The sequence below is a fragment of the Slackia equolifaciens genome, assembly GCF_003725995.1.
GTDB classification, from domain to species: domain Bacteria; phylum Actinomycetota; class Coriobacteriia; order Coriobacteriales; family Eggerthellaceae; genus Slackia; species Slackia equolifaciens.
Genome location: NZ_QIBX01000024.1, coordinates 1 through 15,172 on the forward strand (window position 1 = coordinate 1; position 15,172 = coordinate 15,172).

The window sequence follows — 15,172 nt, forward strand, 5'->3', positions numbered from 1 at the left end:
GGAGGCGGGGATCACCCGAACCCATTCCGAACTCGGCAGTTAAGCCCGCCATCGCCGGATGTACTGGGGGGGAAGCCCCCGGGAGATAAGGGCGCCGCGCCCGCGAGGGGCGCTCCCCGGAGGGGGGCGCGAGGGGGCCTCATGCGAGGCCCCCTTTCTTTTCGCCTGCGCGCTACAGCAAAGTGGAGTACAATAGTGGCCATCTTTAATGAAAGCGGGTGATTATGAGTAATCTGCGTACGCAAGAGGTCGAAGACTTGCTTGAAGTGCTTTCTTCGATTTCCGATAAAGACGTTTTGTACGCTCTTTTCGAAGACCTTTTCACTATTCGTGAAATCAAGGAAACCTCTCAGCGCCTTTCTGTTGCCCGTCTTCTTGACGAAGGCAAGCCATATACCGCTATCGCGGAGGCCACGGGCGCGTCTGCTACCACGATTGCGCGCGTTTCGAAGGCGCTGAATTACGGCAGCGGCGGGTATCGTCACGCGTTGGATGTGCTCGAGAAAAAATAGCGTTCGCACGCGTGGCGCGTGGGTTCGGCTCATCGATTCCAAGAGCGGCTTTTGCGCCGCTCTTTTGTATTGCTTCTAAGTGCTCTGTATCAGGCATGATATACTTGCTCGGATTCAGTGTTTTCAGGTCATATGCCTCTTATATGTGAAGGAAGGAACTATGCAATCTCGCGAAAAACTAGCTGAGCTTATTGGAGAGGCGCTTGATGCGGCGTTGCAGGCCGGTGCGTTCTCCTTGGATCAGAAGCCCGAAATCGCGCTGGAGCGTCCTCGTGATGAAGGTCATGGCGATTGGGCGTGCACCGTTGCGATGCGATGCGCGAAGGCTGCGAAGAAGAATCCTCGTGAGATTGCGCAGGCTATCGTTTCCGCGCTTCCTGAGTGCGACTTTGTTGAGAAGGTTGAAGTTGCTGGCCCCGGCTTCATCAACTTCTATCTGAAGAATGATGCTCTTCAGAATATTATTTCCACCGTTCGCACGCAGAAGGGCGATTTTGGCAAGGGCACTCTTGATAACGGCCCCGTTAAAGTCAATATCGAATACATTTCGGCTAATCCCACCGGTCCTATGCACCTTGGGCATGGTCGCTGGGCGGCGCTCGGCTCCGCTATGGCGAACTTGATGCGCCATGCGGGTTATGATGTGTTCGAGGAGTTCTACGTCAACGACCATGGTGTGCAGATGGACAAATTCGGCTATTCCATCGCTGCACGCTATCTGCAGCAGCTTGGCCAGGACGCTGAGGTTCCCGAGGGCGGCTATCACGGCCTGTATGTCAACGACATCGCGAAAGCCATCATCGATCGCGATGGCGACAAGTGGCTCAATGCTGACGAGCATGATCGTATGATCGAGTTCCGCGAATTCGGTTACGCCTACATCATGAAAATCTTCCGCGATATCACCACGCGTTTCGGCAACCATTTCGAGCGCTGGCAGTCAGAGCGCGAAATGTATCTGCCTTCTGACGAGTTTGACGGCAAGAGTCCGTTTGAATTCTGCATGAACGAGCTGCGTGAAAAGGGCGATCTGTACGAAAAGGACGACGCGGTGTGGTTCCGCTCCTCGCAGTACGGCGACGAGAAGGATCGCGTAATCCGTAAGGCTGACGGCGCATATACCTATTTTGCATCTGACGTCGCATACCACTACATGAAAAAGCTTCGTGGGTTTGATATCCTCATCGACATTTGGGGTGCAGATCATCACGGCTACATCGCGCGTGTCGCGGCCGTGCTTTCAGCTATGGGCTACCCCGGCGCTCTTGAGGTTGTTCTTGGTCAGCTGGTCAACCTCTTCCGCAACGGCAAGCCCGTGCGCATGTCTAAACGTACCGGTGAGATGGTAACGTTCGAGGAGCTTATTGACGAGGTGGGCATTGATGCGACGCGCTACTATATGCTGAGCCGTTCCACCGAGCAGCCCATCGATTTTGATATCGAGGAGGCAAAGAAGCAGGACGCCTCCAACCCTGTGTACTACGATCAGTATGCTCATGCGCGCATCTGCAAGATGCTGCGCGATGAGGCGGGTCACTCGGACGAAGACAATCTTGATATGGATGCCATTGCATCCGAGTGCATTCCCGAGGATGTGGATTTGAGCTTGCTCACTGATCCCTCCGAGTTTGCCCTGATGCGCAAGATGGGTGAGTTCGGCGATCTGATTGCACTTGCGGCTCGCGATCGCGCACCGTTCCGTCTCACGCATTACGCTCAGGAGCTCGCCAGCCTGTTCCATCAGTTCTATACGAACTGCCCGGTACTCAAGGCTGATACGGTTGAGCTCAAGCAGGCGCGCTTGGCTCTGTGTGATGCTACGCGTATCGTTATGGCTACGACGCTGGGTATTCTGGGAATTTCTGCCCCGCAGCGCATGTAATGTTGTTATGGGGAAGGGACTGCAGCGGGAGCCCCTTCCCTCTTGAATGGCATTTTGGAATTCCCGCTTTCCGAGCTTTGAGCGACTTTGAACTGCCTTCCATCTCTTGGACGCGAGAAATGGGAGGCAGTTTATTTTTGGGCTTGTTCTTCGTCGACTGGAGTGGCGCGCTCTACGATATCGAAAACGCTTCGTCGGTCGCCTACGCCCAGCTTTCGGTAAATATTGCTCACGTGGTGCTTCGCAGTCCCTTGTGCGATGGACAGCTCCTCGCAAAGGCCCTGTACGGTGCGCCCTCGCACGAGAAGTTCGAGGACTTCGGTCTCGCGGGCGGTGAGGCCGGCCGATTCAGCAACGAAGCGGCACCGTTGCGCCATGGAGGGCTCGTCTTGGGCTGCGGGGTTGCTTGCTTCAGCAGAATAGGGGCTTTCATAGAGCTTTTGCAAATCGGCCTGCGTGAAGATTATCATTCCCGCAAATACCAGGGCGGTAAGACACACCACAACGGCGGGGAATACGGCTTCATGGTGAAGCAGGATGTTCGAAGGCGAGGCGATAAGCGCATAAGCGGCGAACGAGCCGAGAAATGTACCGATGCGCGATGATACGACGGCGACGCCAAAAGCGATAGGCGTGCTGATACGGGCGCGAAAAGCTATGTCGGTGGACGTAAGCATCATGAACATATCAAGGCAACATCTGACAATAAGGGCAAACCGCCTCATAAATGAGCGGTTTGCCCTTATCTTTTGAACCCTATGCAACTTTTTTACAACTTTTGGCGGGTGCAAATCTGATTGCGTGAAACGCCCCCTAGTCGCGTTGCTTCGCGAGCGCGTTTCTAAGCGCACGCAGAACCTCAATTGCCACGGGCAGTTCGTTGGCCTCAAACGAATCTAGAATCTCCTGCACCTCTGCCGAGAGCACGGCCTTGTCGGGCTTCGGCGCGTCCGACAAAAGCGCGTCTACCCCAACTGAAAGCTCGTCGGCGATTTTCGCCAGCACGGGCAGACTCAGCTTCGTGTTTCCGGTCTCGATATGGCTCATATGCGTAACGGAGATGCCGACCCTTCCCGCCAGCGCCTCCTGCGACAGACCGCACGCCTTGCGGTAGCGCCTAATCCGCTGGCCTATTTCGAAGTACTTCATGCAATCACCGCCCATAAAAATCAAGTTGCTTTGAATCCTATGGGCGATTTCTGTCGGCTATAATAGCCTACATAGGCCGTTTTATGCCTATGTAGTTTAATCACGAAAACAGAGGCGCAGCAAAGGCTGCGCGAGCGTCTTACTGGGGCGATTTGCCCCGCGAAACGAGAGAAAGGGTCGGGCACATGGGGAGCCAAGGAGATTTGCTATCGGGAGTCGCCACAGCGCACGATTTGATGCATCGCGTGGTGGGGCTGCAGAACCGCATCAACCAGCTGAGCACGCAATTCGCTGCCAAGACGGAGAAGAAGACCAAGCGGCATCCCGTGCTCTACGCCGTAGCGGGCTTCCTCATCGCGTTCGCGCTCATCACGAGCACCCCGCTGAAGGCAATCACGTACCCGATAACCATCCCGTTCTTCTCGATGGGCGGCATGGAGCTTCAGGTGATGGTTTGGAACATCGTCAATCTCGTGCTGTCCGCCATCATCGGCGCGGTTCTGTACGGGGTCATTTCCAAGTCCGCCGACAAGGGGCGCGCCCGAAAGAACGCCGCCATCGACCAGGCCAACGCGCAGGTGGAGGCCAGCAATCAGGCGCTCGCCCAGAGCATCGAGCAGACGCGTCAGGAGATAGTCGCCGTGCAGCAGCGCTGGGCGGCGGAGGTCGCGCCGTGGTACCCGATGGACTATGACAGCATCGACGCCGTGGACTTCTTCCTCGCCGCCGTGCGCAACCACCGAGCCAGCACGGTGCAGGAGATGGCCAACCTCTACGAGACCGAACGGCATCAGCGCCGCATGGAGCAGGGCCAGCAGCAGATTCTCAACCAGCAGCGCATCGGAAACATGCTGCAGCTGGGCAACCTGTTCATGCAGGGGCAGATTCTCAGCCAAGCCCAGCAGATAAACGCAAACACCGCCAGCGCCAGCAGCAACCTCGACTGGATTGCCAACGCGATGGGCAAGCGGTAGCGGCGTGCCGCCGAACCCCGCTGCATGGATCATGGCGGTTTTCGCCACGATCCATGCAGCGGGCAACCGATGTGAAGCGACATACGTGGCGGCTACCGCCACCTTCGGACAGCGTGTGCAACAAACGTAAAGGAGCAAGAGCAATGGAGAAAACGGAACGGACGGGAAGGGCGGCGCGTCTCGCGATGCTGCTCGCGGCATGCGCCCTGCTGCTTCTGACGGCGCGCCCCGCGTACGCCGCAGAGGTGGCGAGTGGCGACGGCTGGTCGCTGGACGATGCGGGCGTGCTCGTGCTTTCCGAGGACATCGCCCCGATAGGCGCGGGCGGGGCCTACGAATGGGAGCCGTACGCCGCTCAGGTCAAGGAAGTCGTGGTGGCCGAGGGCGTGACCGAGATTCCCAACATGGCGTTTGCCACGCGAGACGGCGTGAGCTATAGCAGCCTGCAGAAGGCGACCATGTCCTCGACGGTAAGGACAATCGGCGTGAGCGCGTTCGCCGACAATCCCTCTCTCACCGAGGTGCGCCTGAACGAGGGCTTGGAGCGCGTGGAGAACGTGGCGTTCGGCGGAGCGGGCTTCGCGGAAATCGAGCTGCCCGAGAACGTGACGTGGGGCTCGGACGTGTTCATCGACTGTGACAGCCTCGTCTCAGTGACCATCCCCGCAGGCTCCGAATGGGGCGGCGGCAACGCGCAGTTCTACGGCTGTGACAGCCTTGAGACCGTGTACATCGAGGAAGGCGTTACCCAGATTCCTCCCACGTTCCTGAACGGCTGCGGCAGCCTCAAGTACGTGTGGGTGCCCAAATCGGTCACCGAGTTCGTGGGCACGCCCATTCTGGGCGGCTGCATCATCGGGTACACGGGCACGGCGGCCGAGGAGTACGCGAACTGGAGGCAGGAAGTCGGCGTTAACGCTGTCGATTTCCACGCCATCGACGGCGACGAGCACGCCTACAGCGAATGGCAGACGGTGGCCGAGCCCACGTGCACGGAGGGCGGCGAGCAGATTCGCGCCTGCGAAATCTGCGGAGCCGAGCAGTCTCAGGAGCTTCCCGCAACGGGACACATCTGGGACGGCGGCGCGGTGACGCAGGAGCCCACCGAGAGCGCCGAGGGCGTGAGGACGTACACCTGCACAGCATGCGGCCAGACCAAGACCGAGGCAATCGCCAAGCTCCCGCAGACGGGCGGGAACGAGCAACAGGGCGGTGACCGACCCGGCGGGTCGGCGGATGCGAACGAGGACTCCGCTCAGGAAAGCGCGCAGGACGAGCTTCCCCAGACGGGCGACGGCACGCTCGCACTCGTCGGCCTGCCCGCTCTCGCCTTGCTGCTCGTCTCTGCGGGTTTGATTCTGGCGGCAAGAAATCGGGCGGAGCGCTCGTAGTCTAAGGCGATTCACGTAGCAAGGAGGGAATCATCCATGAAGCAATACACGAGAAGGAACGTATTGAAGCTGCTCGGGGTTGGCGCGGTAACCGTGGCTAGCTTCGGACTGGTCGGGTGCGGCGGCTCGGACGAGGGTACGGGCGGTGCCGCCAGCAGCGCGAGCGAGCCCGTGCCCGCATCGCAGGCGTTCGCGCAGGCGGGCGTGTGGATGCAGTACGACGGCGACGAGCAAATCGGGAAGGACGTGGAAATCGAGCGCATCCTGTCGTTCGACGGCAACGGCAACGTGGCTGTGTACCAGTGCGACGGCGCGACCTTCGGCGACCTGAACGGCCTTTCCAACGAGCAGATAATCGAGCTCGCCAAGGAGCAGGACAGGGCAGTGTTCGAGGCGGAGAAGCAGGAGGCAATCGAAAGCGCCGACGAGGCCATCCAAGCGTGGCAGCAGTGCTACGACACCCTGAAGGCGGAAGCCGACGCGGGCACCTACGACTCCATGAACAACTACGGTGCCTACGGCATCGAAGGCGTACCCGAGGAGGAACGCGCGGCGGCCATCGAGGAGTTCCAAATCGCGCTGGAGAACACCAAGAGCTCGCTCGATGCCGCCAACGAGGGCCAGGCGTTCAACGAGGCGGCGGAGTATCAGGAGCCGCAGCCCCAGCCCTACACGCTCGCGCTCGAAACCGACGGCTCGGGCAACGTCGCGGCGGGCGAGGAAATCCGCTTCCCGGCGCGCCGCTTCAGCTTCTACCAGATAGAGGTTGACGATACGACGGACCTCGAAAGCCCCGAGACGCGCTTCCGCGTGCTGGCGGACTACGGCTGGCACAACGACGCCGAGATTCCCGAGAATGTCTTCAGCGCCCCTGAGGATTCCATCGGGCTGTACTCGTCCAACTACTCGACCACGCAGGCGGTCTACGATACCACCTTCGGCGGGTATTCGGGCCTCGCCACCGTCGTGGAGGAAGGCCACGCGGGCTTCACATGGGACACGACCGACGCAGAGGGCGTAGAGGTGGATTAGGGAGCCGCGCATCGGGCAAATCGCAATACGACCGCATGGCCGCATCCGATTTTCGGGTGCGGCCTTTTCGTTTCGGGCCGCATCTCGTCGCGCTCGATCCCCGATTCCGCAGCAGATCACGTCTTGCGCCGTGAGTATGCCTGCGGCATCGGGGAGGTAGCGCGAAGGGAGGTGCTGAACATGAAAGATAAGGACAAGGACAAATTCAGCATCGAGGAAGAGACGGAGTGGCGCATTCAGGTTCTCAAGCGCACGGCGCGAATCAGCGCGGCGAAGGCAAAGCAGCTCGAGCGTGAGAAGAATACGATGCGCAGGAAGGAGCCGCTCGAGGACAGGGAGGGGCTCGAGGGCACCCTGAGGTGCATCGACAACGTGATGGAGTGGCGCTTCGTGGACGAGTTTGGGCGTGTGGAGCTCGATGCGGACATGCTCTCCATGCACATCACGGTCGGGGAGCTTCGGTTCATCCGCGCATGCGTCGTGCGAGCAATCGAGGAACTGGAAGGAGGCGCGCGGTGAGCGACTACGGGATAAAGACGTACGCCGACCTCGCGGAGACTTGCGGCGGAATGGTGCTCGCCAACGAGATGGCCTACCGCCCGATGGAGCTGGTGAACGGCAGCTGGGCGCCTTGGGAGGAAATCTTCCAGTGGTACATCGTGCAGGACCCGAGCTTCCTTATGGGCCACACCGACGAGCCGGTGTTCTACGACGGCGAGCTTTGCGTGCACGTATGGGGATTGAAAACCTACGGCACAAGCTGGTCCATCCTGCCCGCCCCCGAGATTCACTAGCCATTCGTACCCCATGGGTGCGGCGAGAAATCGCCGCACCCTATATTTTTTCGCTCAGCCGCGCGCTAAGCGCAGCCTGCGAAACGTCGTCACGCGGGGGTCTCGCGCCGCGAAAGCGAGCGCCGAATGACCGCCCATAAACGAGGGAAAGACGCACCTCCTTTCGCAGACTGCGCGGATTGCGAAAGCTGATCGATGGAATTCAGCACGATGGTTCGCCGCCGCTTTGCGGCATAAATCAGGCGAAACCGCCGCTGCCCCCTCCGCTTTACGCTTCGGGGGCAAAAACGGCAAAAGGGCATAAGAGGGGCTGACGCAGCTTGCGCTGCGGTCGGCATAGCCGACAGCCCCCATGCCCACCGCCTGCGCACTTCGTACTGATAACCCACGCGCATCGAGCGAAGCGAGATGCTGAAATGCGGCAAAGTGCGCACGTGAAGGCCTTATGAATCTTGAAAAATCGCATCGACTTTTTTCTCTTCATTTATGAATTGATGCAAACAAAAATGCTTGTTTATCAGGCTTTTCTCGATTTGCGGTTACATGGCGACGCAATTAATCTCGGCTCGTAATGAAATTGCGTTGCAAGCAACGCCGAGTGAAAAGGAGGCTCGAATGAACGAACGGCAAAGCTCCGCCAATGCGTACGAGAATTCCGCATACGACATGATTGGGAGCTCCATGTTGGTTGTGAGCGAGGAGGATGCAGTGAAGTTTCTCGGAAGAAACGGGCTTCTGCAGTTGATGGTGGACGGAATCAACGGCGTCGGCCCCACGTTCCTCACCTTGAACGGCGACTCCTCACGTCGCTATTACTTCGCGTGCGACCTGCTGTATTGGAACAGAATGCATTGGAGCAAGAATCGTCCCTAGGATTCTCGAAAGTCATTCAACGCAGCCCATACCACTAGCAATTATGCGCCCCGATGCACTAGCGAAGCGGCATCGGGGCGCATCCATAAAGAGAGGAGGTGACAAGAGTGTCCACGAGGAAAGACAGCAAGGGGCGCATTCTTCGCCAAGGAGAGGGACAGCGCCCGAACGGCCAGTACTACTTCAAGTTCAAAGACGCGAAAGGCAAGACGAAATACAAGTACTCGTGGACGCTCACCACGCACGACCTCCCTCCCAAGGGCAAAAAGTCGGGGCTGTGCCTCCGCGAAATCGAGAAGCAGGTGCAACGCGATCTGTTTGACCGCGTTGCACCAAGCGGGATGACCGTTCTCGAATTGGTTGAAAAGTACGTCGCGACCAAGACGGCGGTGCGCCCGACTACGCGCGCGGGCTATAAGACGGTTATGAACTTTCTCGCCAAGGACGAGTTCGGAAGCAGGAAAATCGGCGACATAACGACGCTCGACGCGAAGAATTGGCTCATCTATCTTCAAGGCGAGCTCGGGAAAAGCTACAGCGCGATTCACTGCATTCGAGGAGTGCTTCGCCCAGCTTTCCAGCTTGCGGAGGAAGACGACCTCATCAGGCGCAACCCGTTCAACTTTGAGCTCGCCACCGTACTCGTCAACGACTCCATTGCGCGCGAGGCCTTGTCCCCACAGGACGAGCGCAGGTTCCTCGATTTCATCAAGGGAGATAAGCATTACTCGCGATACTACGAAGCGTTCTACATCCTCTTCAACACGGGGCTGCGCATCTCGGAGTTCTGCGGCCTCACAAAATCTGACCTCGACTTCGAAAACGGAAGCATCTGCGTCAACAAGCAGCTGCAGAGGGGCAGCGATATGAGGTACTACATCGAGCGTCCAAAAACGAAAAGCGGCGAGCGATACGTGCCCATGTCCGAGGAAGTCAAAGAATGCTTCAAGGCAATCCTTCAAAAGCGTGCCAACCCGCCTGTCGAGCCCGTCGTTGACGGGGTAAGCGGATTCCTGCTTCTGGACAAAAACGGCATGCCGAAGGTTGCGATGCACTGGGAGAAGTACTTCCAGCTCTCCCTCCGCAAGCACAATAGCATCTACAAGAAAGAGCTTCCCAAGATTACCCCGCATGTCTGCCGACACACGTTCTGCTCCAAGATGGCTCGCAAGGGGATGGACCCCGCGAAGCTTAAGTACATCATGGGGCACTCGGACATTAGCGTGACATACAACACGTACACCCACCTTGGATTCGAGGACGTGAGGGGCGACATGCTCCGCATGACGGATGGTGCCGCGTAAGCTAAAGTGTACGAAGTTGTAAATCCGCGAGGTTTACAACCGAATTTACAACTTTTGCGGCGGAAAATATCCGCTCATACACGAGTCGATTCGGGATTCCGCGACTGGGCGATGACATACGAACAGCGTTTATCACCTGCGGAAACCCTGATATTTGAAAGGAAATCCAGGGATGCACAGAATCATGTTCGTATGCCATGGCGATAAATGCCCATAGTTAGAAGTCCGTTGCCGATGAAGGACCAGGAATCAGGAAACACGAAAAGCGCAGCCAGCCCTGCAGCCATCGAGGGGATAATAGGGCGATAGAGCGCGATGGTTTCGCTCTCTGGAGAGACCATCGTGAGATTCAATGCCAGGGCTCCTATGGCGACACCCGCCACGACCATGCCCATCGCCACGAATTCCGTCGCTTGTCCCGCCGCAAAGAGCTCGGGGACGAGGCTCTGGGTGACTCCCCAGATAACGCTGAGCACAACGATGAAGCACACCGCTTTGGCAATGAGCGCGCGTTCGGGCTTAAACGGCGTGTTCGATTGGCGCCGTCGCGGCTCGTCGGTACCGCATGACGCTAGTATTGCGCAGGATGCCAACGGGAACAGGCAGCTGAAGATACCGCCTGCCGGATAAGGCAGGAAATATGCGATGAAAAAGGGAATGAATGCGAAGGCGTAGGAAAGATAGAGATGGCGTCCTACGCGACCGGTCGCAAGTGTGGACCATAGCTCGCCCCACATGAATAGCAGGGCTGCGTTCCCGTAGGATACAGCTGCGAGTGCCACGGCAAGCGCAGCAAAAGAGAGGGAGGGATCGATGAGGGAAGGGGCCATCATGAGGATGAACGTGCCCACCGACATGGAGGCGGCCGCAGCGGGAATGGCGGCTCGGCTCTTAAGCGCAACGGGCGTTCGCTGCGACAGGGCCATGATCACGATATATCCCAGTGTTGTTGCGAGCACGATGGCAAGCGTGAGGCCGGCCTGGTTGGCCTGGGAAGTGACGACGGCATCGGTGCAAAGAACCACCATCTGCCAAGCCTGCCAGAATCCTAGACCTATTAAGTGATGGCGCGCAAAGCGCGTTTCGAATGTTCCCATTGATTTCCCTCCTCGACATAGAATAGCGCAACGGTGCGCAAAAACAGCGAAGCGGTGCGATGTTTCAAGGGCGAACGATTGGGCCTTCAGATGGGAATATTTTTATAAACTACATTCAAAAGGCCAGGTCAGTTGATATGGGCCATAACGGCCCATGCATAAAATGAGCCATAATGCTGATTGATGGCATGCATGTCTCTTGGGTAAAGTTAATTCGTCGCAACAAAAGAAAGGTTGCGGCAGCGCACCGGGTATCGGAGACGGATGAACGGTGCGCTATCGGCGCGCATAAGACGCGCATTGTTTGTTGGGGCGAGGGGCCCCGCATGACAAGAGGAGGGAATATGGAAAAGGGAATCTCGAGGCGTAATTTCCTGACCGGCGCCGCGCTGGCGGGCGCTGCGGCGGCAAGCCTGGGAATCGCGGGCTGCAGCCCGGCGGCCACCACGTCTTCCGAGGGCGGCGATGCTGCTTCCACCGAATCCGGCCAGTCCACTCAGTACTCTTGGGAGGTCAAGCCTGAGCCGATCACTGACATCGCCAGCACCGTCGACACCGACATTCTGGTAATCGGCGCAGGACTTGCCGGCTGCGCTTGCGCGTGCTCCGCGGCCGAAAACGGCGGCAAGGTGACCGTGGTCGAGAAGACCGAGAGCTGGAACGGTCGCGGCGGCGGTTTCGGCGCCATTAAGTCGCGCTACATGGACGAGCTGGACATCACGGTTGACAAGGTGAACGCCAAGCAGCACTGGATCGCCCAGTGCGCCAGCCGCGCCGACGAGGACATCATCGTCAAATTCTTCAACAACTCCGAGGAAGCCTCCAACTGGCTGCTGGATAAGGTGGAGGCCGTGGGCGGCTCCGCCATGGTGGGCGCGTTCTACAGCCATGATGACGTGTACGCCGAGCAGCCCGGCTACCACATGCTGATCATCCCCGAGGACGCCGGCTTCACTTCTACCGGCTTTGCAGGTGCCGAGTTGTGCTACAAAGACGCCGTGGCCGCAGGCGCGGAATTCGTGTTTAACAGCCCCGCTGTTCAGCTGGTGCAGGACGACTCCGGCAAGGTGACCGGCTGCATCTGCGAAACCGCTGATGGCTACGTGCAGTACAATGCTTCCAAGGGCGTGGTGTTGTGCACCGGCGACATCGGCGGCGATGCCGAGATGGTGCAAGCGTATGCCCCCATTGCTGCCGAGTACGGTCAGCCGCGCAGCCAGTACACCCCGATGGGCGTGAACACCGGCGACGGCCACAAGATGGGCATGTGGGTTGGTGCCCAGCTTCAGGACCTGCCACTGCCTACCATGATGCACCCGCAGGCGTTTTGCTGGTTCCACGGCCCCTTCCTGTTCGTGAACGACAACGGTGAGCGTTTCATGTGCGAGGACACCTGGGTACAGGGCAAGTCGCTGGCTATCAACCGCCAGCCCAACGGCGAGGCGTGGTCCATCTTCGACGCCAACTGGCCCACTGACCTCGTGAACGGCCTGCCTTACGGCGGCGGCATGTTCTGGGATAGCTTCCGTCCGTATGGGTCTGATTTGGAGCTTGCCCCCGAGTACTTCAAAACGCAGATTCCGACCTACATTGAGGCTGGCAATGCGTACGAGTGCGACACGCTCGAGGAGCTAGCTCAGAGCATTGGTTGCGACCCCGAGGTGTTCCAGGCCACCGTTGACCGCTACAACCAGATGTGCGAGGCTGGCGAGGATACCGACTACTACAAGAAGCCGGTGTTCCTGACCCCGATCAAAGAAGGCCCCTTCTACGCGTTGAAGGTCGGTCCCGCGCTGCTCACCGTGACGGGCGGTCTGAAGGTCAACTCCGACTTCCAGTGCCTCAATGCCGACGGTGAGCCCATCGAGGGCCTGTATGCGCTGGGCAATGTCGAGGGCGGCAGCACTGCAACCGACTATCCCATCAACGTGGCCGGCAACTGCCATGGCCGTTGCATCACCTTTGGCTATCTGCTGGGTCGCGACCTGGCTCAGGCGTAAATCCACATCCCCCGAAGCATTGTTGGGCGTATCCCCTCCCTTGTACAGCCCGACAGCATGAAACGAGGCCCCGCATTGTGCGGGGCCTCGTTTGCGTACAGGGAAGGGGTGTGGGAGCTGGGGCCTTGGGTGCAAGCTCCTGTTGATTTGTGAGTCGCGGCAGCCACAAGGCGCTGTGGTCGCGCGGAAGCGCTTAGTCGTTGGGGTCGGTGGCGGGGAGGTTGCCCATGCCCTGCAAGCGCTCCATGGTCCCGTAGCGGGCCACAAACAGGTCGTAATCGGCCTGGTTGTAGAAGCTCACCTGGCCGCGGCCGAATGCCTTAGCGGCCTCGATCATGAACGTGCCCGCCTCATCCAGGTCGGGCAGGCGGGTTGCTCCGGTTGCGCAGCCGGGCACTGCGGTTTCGGTGGCGATGGCCACGCCCACCACAGGCGCGTCGGTGCAGGTGCAGGGCTGCATGATGCTGTTGAGGTGGTACAGGCCGTTTCCATAAGGGGTGATGTCCATCGTGGATATGGCGAACACCTGGGGCGCTCGCCCGGTGGCGATTTGCATGAGGTCGAGCAGATCCTCGCTGGTGTTCATGACCACGCCCTGCTTGACGGTGGGGCTGATGGCAAAGCCGCGCGTGTTGATGATGCGGTTGCCTTTGGTGGTATCCACTACGAGGATGGCATCAAGGCTGTCGTCCACCTCCTCTTTGTTAATATCCGCCGTGCTCACGGGCGAACCCATGAACGGCACCGGCTCGTGCGGGCTGGTGGGGGAGTCGGGGCACACATGGGTGGAGATGAACACATCTCCGTCGAGTACGTCGCCCTTCTTGTGCATGTCGATGAGCTTTGCCGCAACCGCGAGCGCGGTAAGGGCTCCGTCTCCGTCGGACACGAAGCCAATTCGTTCGGGGCGTGCGCCCAGGCCGCCAAGGCGTCCCAAAAGGCCGATGGTGGGGGCGTCGCCGCCGGCTGTTTTTCCGTGCGCGCCCGGAATGCGTACGCGTACCATGTCGGTCGTGCCCGCAAAACCCTCGATGGGGTAGGTTTCCACGTTGCATTCGGGGTCGATGGAGCGCAGGTGCGCCGCCACCTTTTCGCCCGATGCGTCGGGAGCGTCGAGGATTTCGTACAGGTCGATTAGATGTTTGAAGAGCATGCCCGCCTCCTTGACTTGTGCCCGCGCAGACAAAATAGCTGCGGCTAAAGAAGCCGCACGGCGCGGACGAGGATACCGCGCCCATTGTACGGCGAAGTGAGGCCGTTCGATGTCTGATTCTGCTGCATTTTTCGGTGCATGTTCGCGTAGGGGCATTCCTGGCAGGTGCAACACGTTGCGTCGGCTTATTTCTGAGACGGAAAATCTCTAGGCAAGCTCTTGGACCACGCGCGCGAGGAGGGTGCGAGGGAGGATGGTGGGCGTGCCGGATCGTTTCCGGAATCGCTGCTTCCCTTGTGTCGTGAATCCGATGCAGTCAAGCACGGTGAGGTCCGCCTGTGCTTTGCGCACCGCGTCGGCAGCGTGGTCGAGTGCGGAATCGAGAACATTTGGTGCTTCGTAAGGGTTGGCGGCAAATGCGATTACGTCATCAACGACGTGGAGCCACTGAGCGCGCGTCTGCTCAATCTGCGACGCGTCGGGAACTATCACGGCCAAACGACGCGGCGCGATAGCGGATACGGTATGCGCGAGCAGGCGCGATGGGTACAGCACGGGAACGTTCGCGCGAAGCGACATGGGAAACTCGCCCGTGCACCACATCATGACGCTTGAAGCGCCCTGGGCCTCAAGACGCTCGATTGCGCGTTGAACGTGCGGGATGATTTTGCGTTCGGCCATGGGCACGCTGCGCCCGTCGCGCAGTCGCGATACGAGCACGTAATCTCCAGGGTCGGGCGCAAGCGGTGCGAAGTCATTTACATCGTCAAGAGCTCCCGCCTGGATGAGTTCGAACGATTCGCCCAGCAAGGGGAGCACATCGGGCGTGACGTCGGTGCGCGGAGATTGGCCGATGGTGACGGCTCCGATGATAGGTTTTGCGAAAGTTGCTGTCATCGTATGCCTTTCTGTGCGCGTCAGGGTGCTTGAATAGGTGCGGGCTTTTGCCTGAATGGCTTCGTGTACGAAGTATCGTCAGGCGCAAGCTGCGCTTATCCGCATAGGCCATCT

General features: G+C 59.2%; 15 protein-coding genes and 1 rRNA gene. 11 read left to right on the forward strand and 5 right to left on the reverse strand.

From position 1 onward, the window contains the following. The 3 genes from rrf to argS all read left to right on the forward strand — a co-directional run. Positions 1-103: ribosomal RNA gene (gene rrf / locus DMP06_RS10325) — 5S ribosomal RNA — on the forward strand; the annotation flags it as partial. Positions 104-224: 121 nt separating this feature from the next. Then, positions 225-512, forward strand: coding sequence for a YerC/YecD family TrpR-related protein (locus DMP06_RS10330; RefSeq protein ID WP_123209657.1), 288 nt, complete (start codon positions 225-227; stop codon positions 510-512). Positions 513-672: 160 nt separating this feature from the next. Further along, positions 673-2,394, forward strand: a complete 1,722-nt coding sequence (argS, locus tag DMP06_RS10335) for an arginine--tRNA ligase (RefSeq protein WP_123209658.1) — start codon at positions 673-675, stop codon at positions 2,392-2,394. Between the two features lie 131 nt (positions 2,395-2,525). Here argS and DMP06_RS10340 read toward each other — a convergent pair whose 3' ends face one another. Continuing rightward, on the reverse strand, positions 2,526-3,080 hold the full coding sequence (locus DMP06_RS10340; RefSeq protein ID WP_161957911.1) for a LuxR C-terminal-related transcriptional regulator: 555 nt from the start codon (positions 3,078-3,080) through the stop codon (positions 2,526-2,528). A gap of 127 nt (positions 3,081-3,207) precedes the next feature. Next, positions 3,208-3,543 (reverse strand): helix-turn-helix domain-containing protein, encoded by a 336-nt coding sequence (locus DMP06_RS10345; RefSeq protein ID WP_123209685.1) that lies wholly within the window; start codon positions 3,541-3,543, stop codon positions 3,208-3,210. A 185-nt stretch (positions 3,544-3,728) separates the two neighbouring features. On the opposite strand from DMP06_RS10345, the gene DMP06_RS10350 reads away from it, so the two are divergent. The 7 genes from DMP06_RS10350 to DMP06_RS10380 all read left to right on the forward strand — a co-directional run bounded on the left by DMP06_RS10350 (position 3,729) and on the right by DMP06_RS10380 (position 9,911). Then, the gene (locus DMP06_RS10350) at positions 3,729-4,517 is read left to right on the forward strand and encodes a hypothetical protein (RefSeq protein ID WP_123209660.1); all 789 of its coding nucleotides are present in this window, start codon (positions 3,729-3,731) and stop codon (positions 4,515-4,517) included. Positions 4,518-4,660: 143 nt separating this feature from the next. Then, on the forward strand, positions 4,661-5,908 hold the full coding sequence (locus DMP06_RS10355) for a leucine-rich repeat protein (protein WP_161957912.1): 1,248 nt from the start codon (positions 4,661-4,663) through the stop codon (positions 5,906-5,908). 63 nt (positions 5,909-5,971) lie between these two features. Beyond that, a complete protein-coding gene (locus tag DMP06_RS10360) occupies positions 5,972-6,940 on the forward strand; it encodes a hypothetical protein (RefSeq protein WP_123209662.1) in 969 nt (322 codons plus the stop codon). A 180-nt stretch (positions 6,941-7,120) separates the two neighbouring features. Further along, on the forward strand, positions 7,121-7,459 hold the full coding sequence (locus DMP06_RS10365; RefSeq protein ID WP_123209663.1) for a cAMP-binding protein: 339 nt from the start codon (positions 7,121-7,123) through the stop codon (positions 7,457-7,459). Further along, positions 7,456-7,734, forward strand: a complete 279-nt coding sequence (locus DMP06_RS10370; protein ID WP_123209664.1) for a hypothetical protein — start codon at positions 7,456-7,458, stop codon at positions 7,732-7,734. Before DMP06_RS10365 ends, DMP06_RS10370 begins: the two co-directional genes overlap by 4 nt. A gap of 615 nt (positions 7,735-8,349) precedes the next feature. Beyond that, positions 8,350-8,607, forward strand: a complete 258-nt coding sequence (locus DMP06_RS10375; protein ID WP_123209665.1) for a hypothetical protein — start codon at positions 8,350-8,352, stop codon at positions 8,605-8,607. A gap of 107 nt (positions 8,608-8,714) precedes the next feature. Continuing rightward, positions 8,715-9,911 (forward strand): tyrosine-type recombinase/integrase, encoded by a 1,197-nt coding sequence (locus DMP06_RS10380; RefSeq protein ID WP_123209666.1) that lies wholly within the window; start codon positions 8,715-8,717, stop codon positions 9,909-9,911. A 182-nt stretch (positions 9,912-10,093) separates the two neighbouring features. Here DMP06_RS10380 and DMP06_RS10385 read toward each other — a convergent pair whose 3' ends face one another. After that, positions 10,094-11,008: a hypothetical protein gene (locus DMP06_RS10385; RefSeq protein WP_123209667.1), complete on the reverse strand. Its 915-nt coding sequence runs from the start codon at positions 11,006-11,008 to the stop codon at positions 10,094-10,096. A 344-nt stretch (positions 11,009-11,352) separates the two neighbouring features. Here DMP06_RS10385 and DMP06_RS10390 point away from each other — a divergent pair, with 344 nt between their 5' ends. Beyond that, positions 11,353-13,008, forward strand: a complete 1,656-nt coding sequence (locus DMP06_RS10390) for an FAD-dependent oxidoreductase (RefSeq protein WP_245962491.1) — start codon at positions 11,353-11,355, stop codon at positions 13,006-13,008. Positions 13,009-13,201: 193 nt separating this feature from the next. Here the strand turns inward: DMP06_RS10390 and DMP06_RS10395 are convergent, their stop codons facing one another. Both DMP06_RS10395 and DMP06_RS10400 read right to left on the reverse strand, forming a co-directional pair. Further along, a complete protein-coding gene (locus DMP06_RS10395; protein WP_123209669.1) occupies positions 13,202-14,161 on the reverse strand; it encodes a DUF1177 domain-containing protein in 960 nt (319 codons plus the stop codon). Positions 14,162-14,368: 207 nt separating this feature from the next. Next, positions 14,369-15,058 (reverse strand): AroM family protein, encoded by a 690-nt coding sequence (locus DMP06_RS10400; protein WP_123209670.1) that lies wholly within the window; start codon positions 15,056-15,058, stop codon positions 14,369-14,371. Positions 15,059-15,172: the final 114 nt, after the last annotated feature.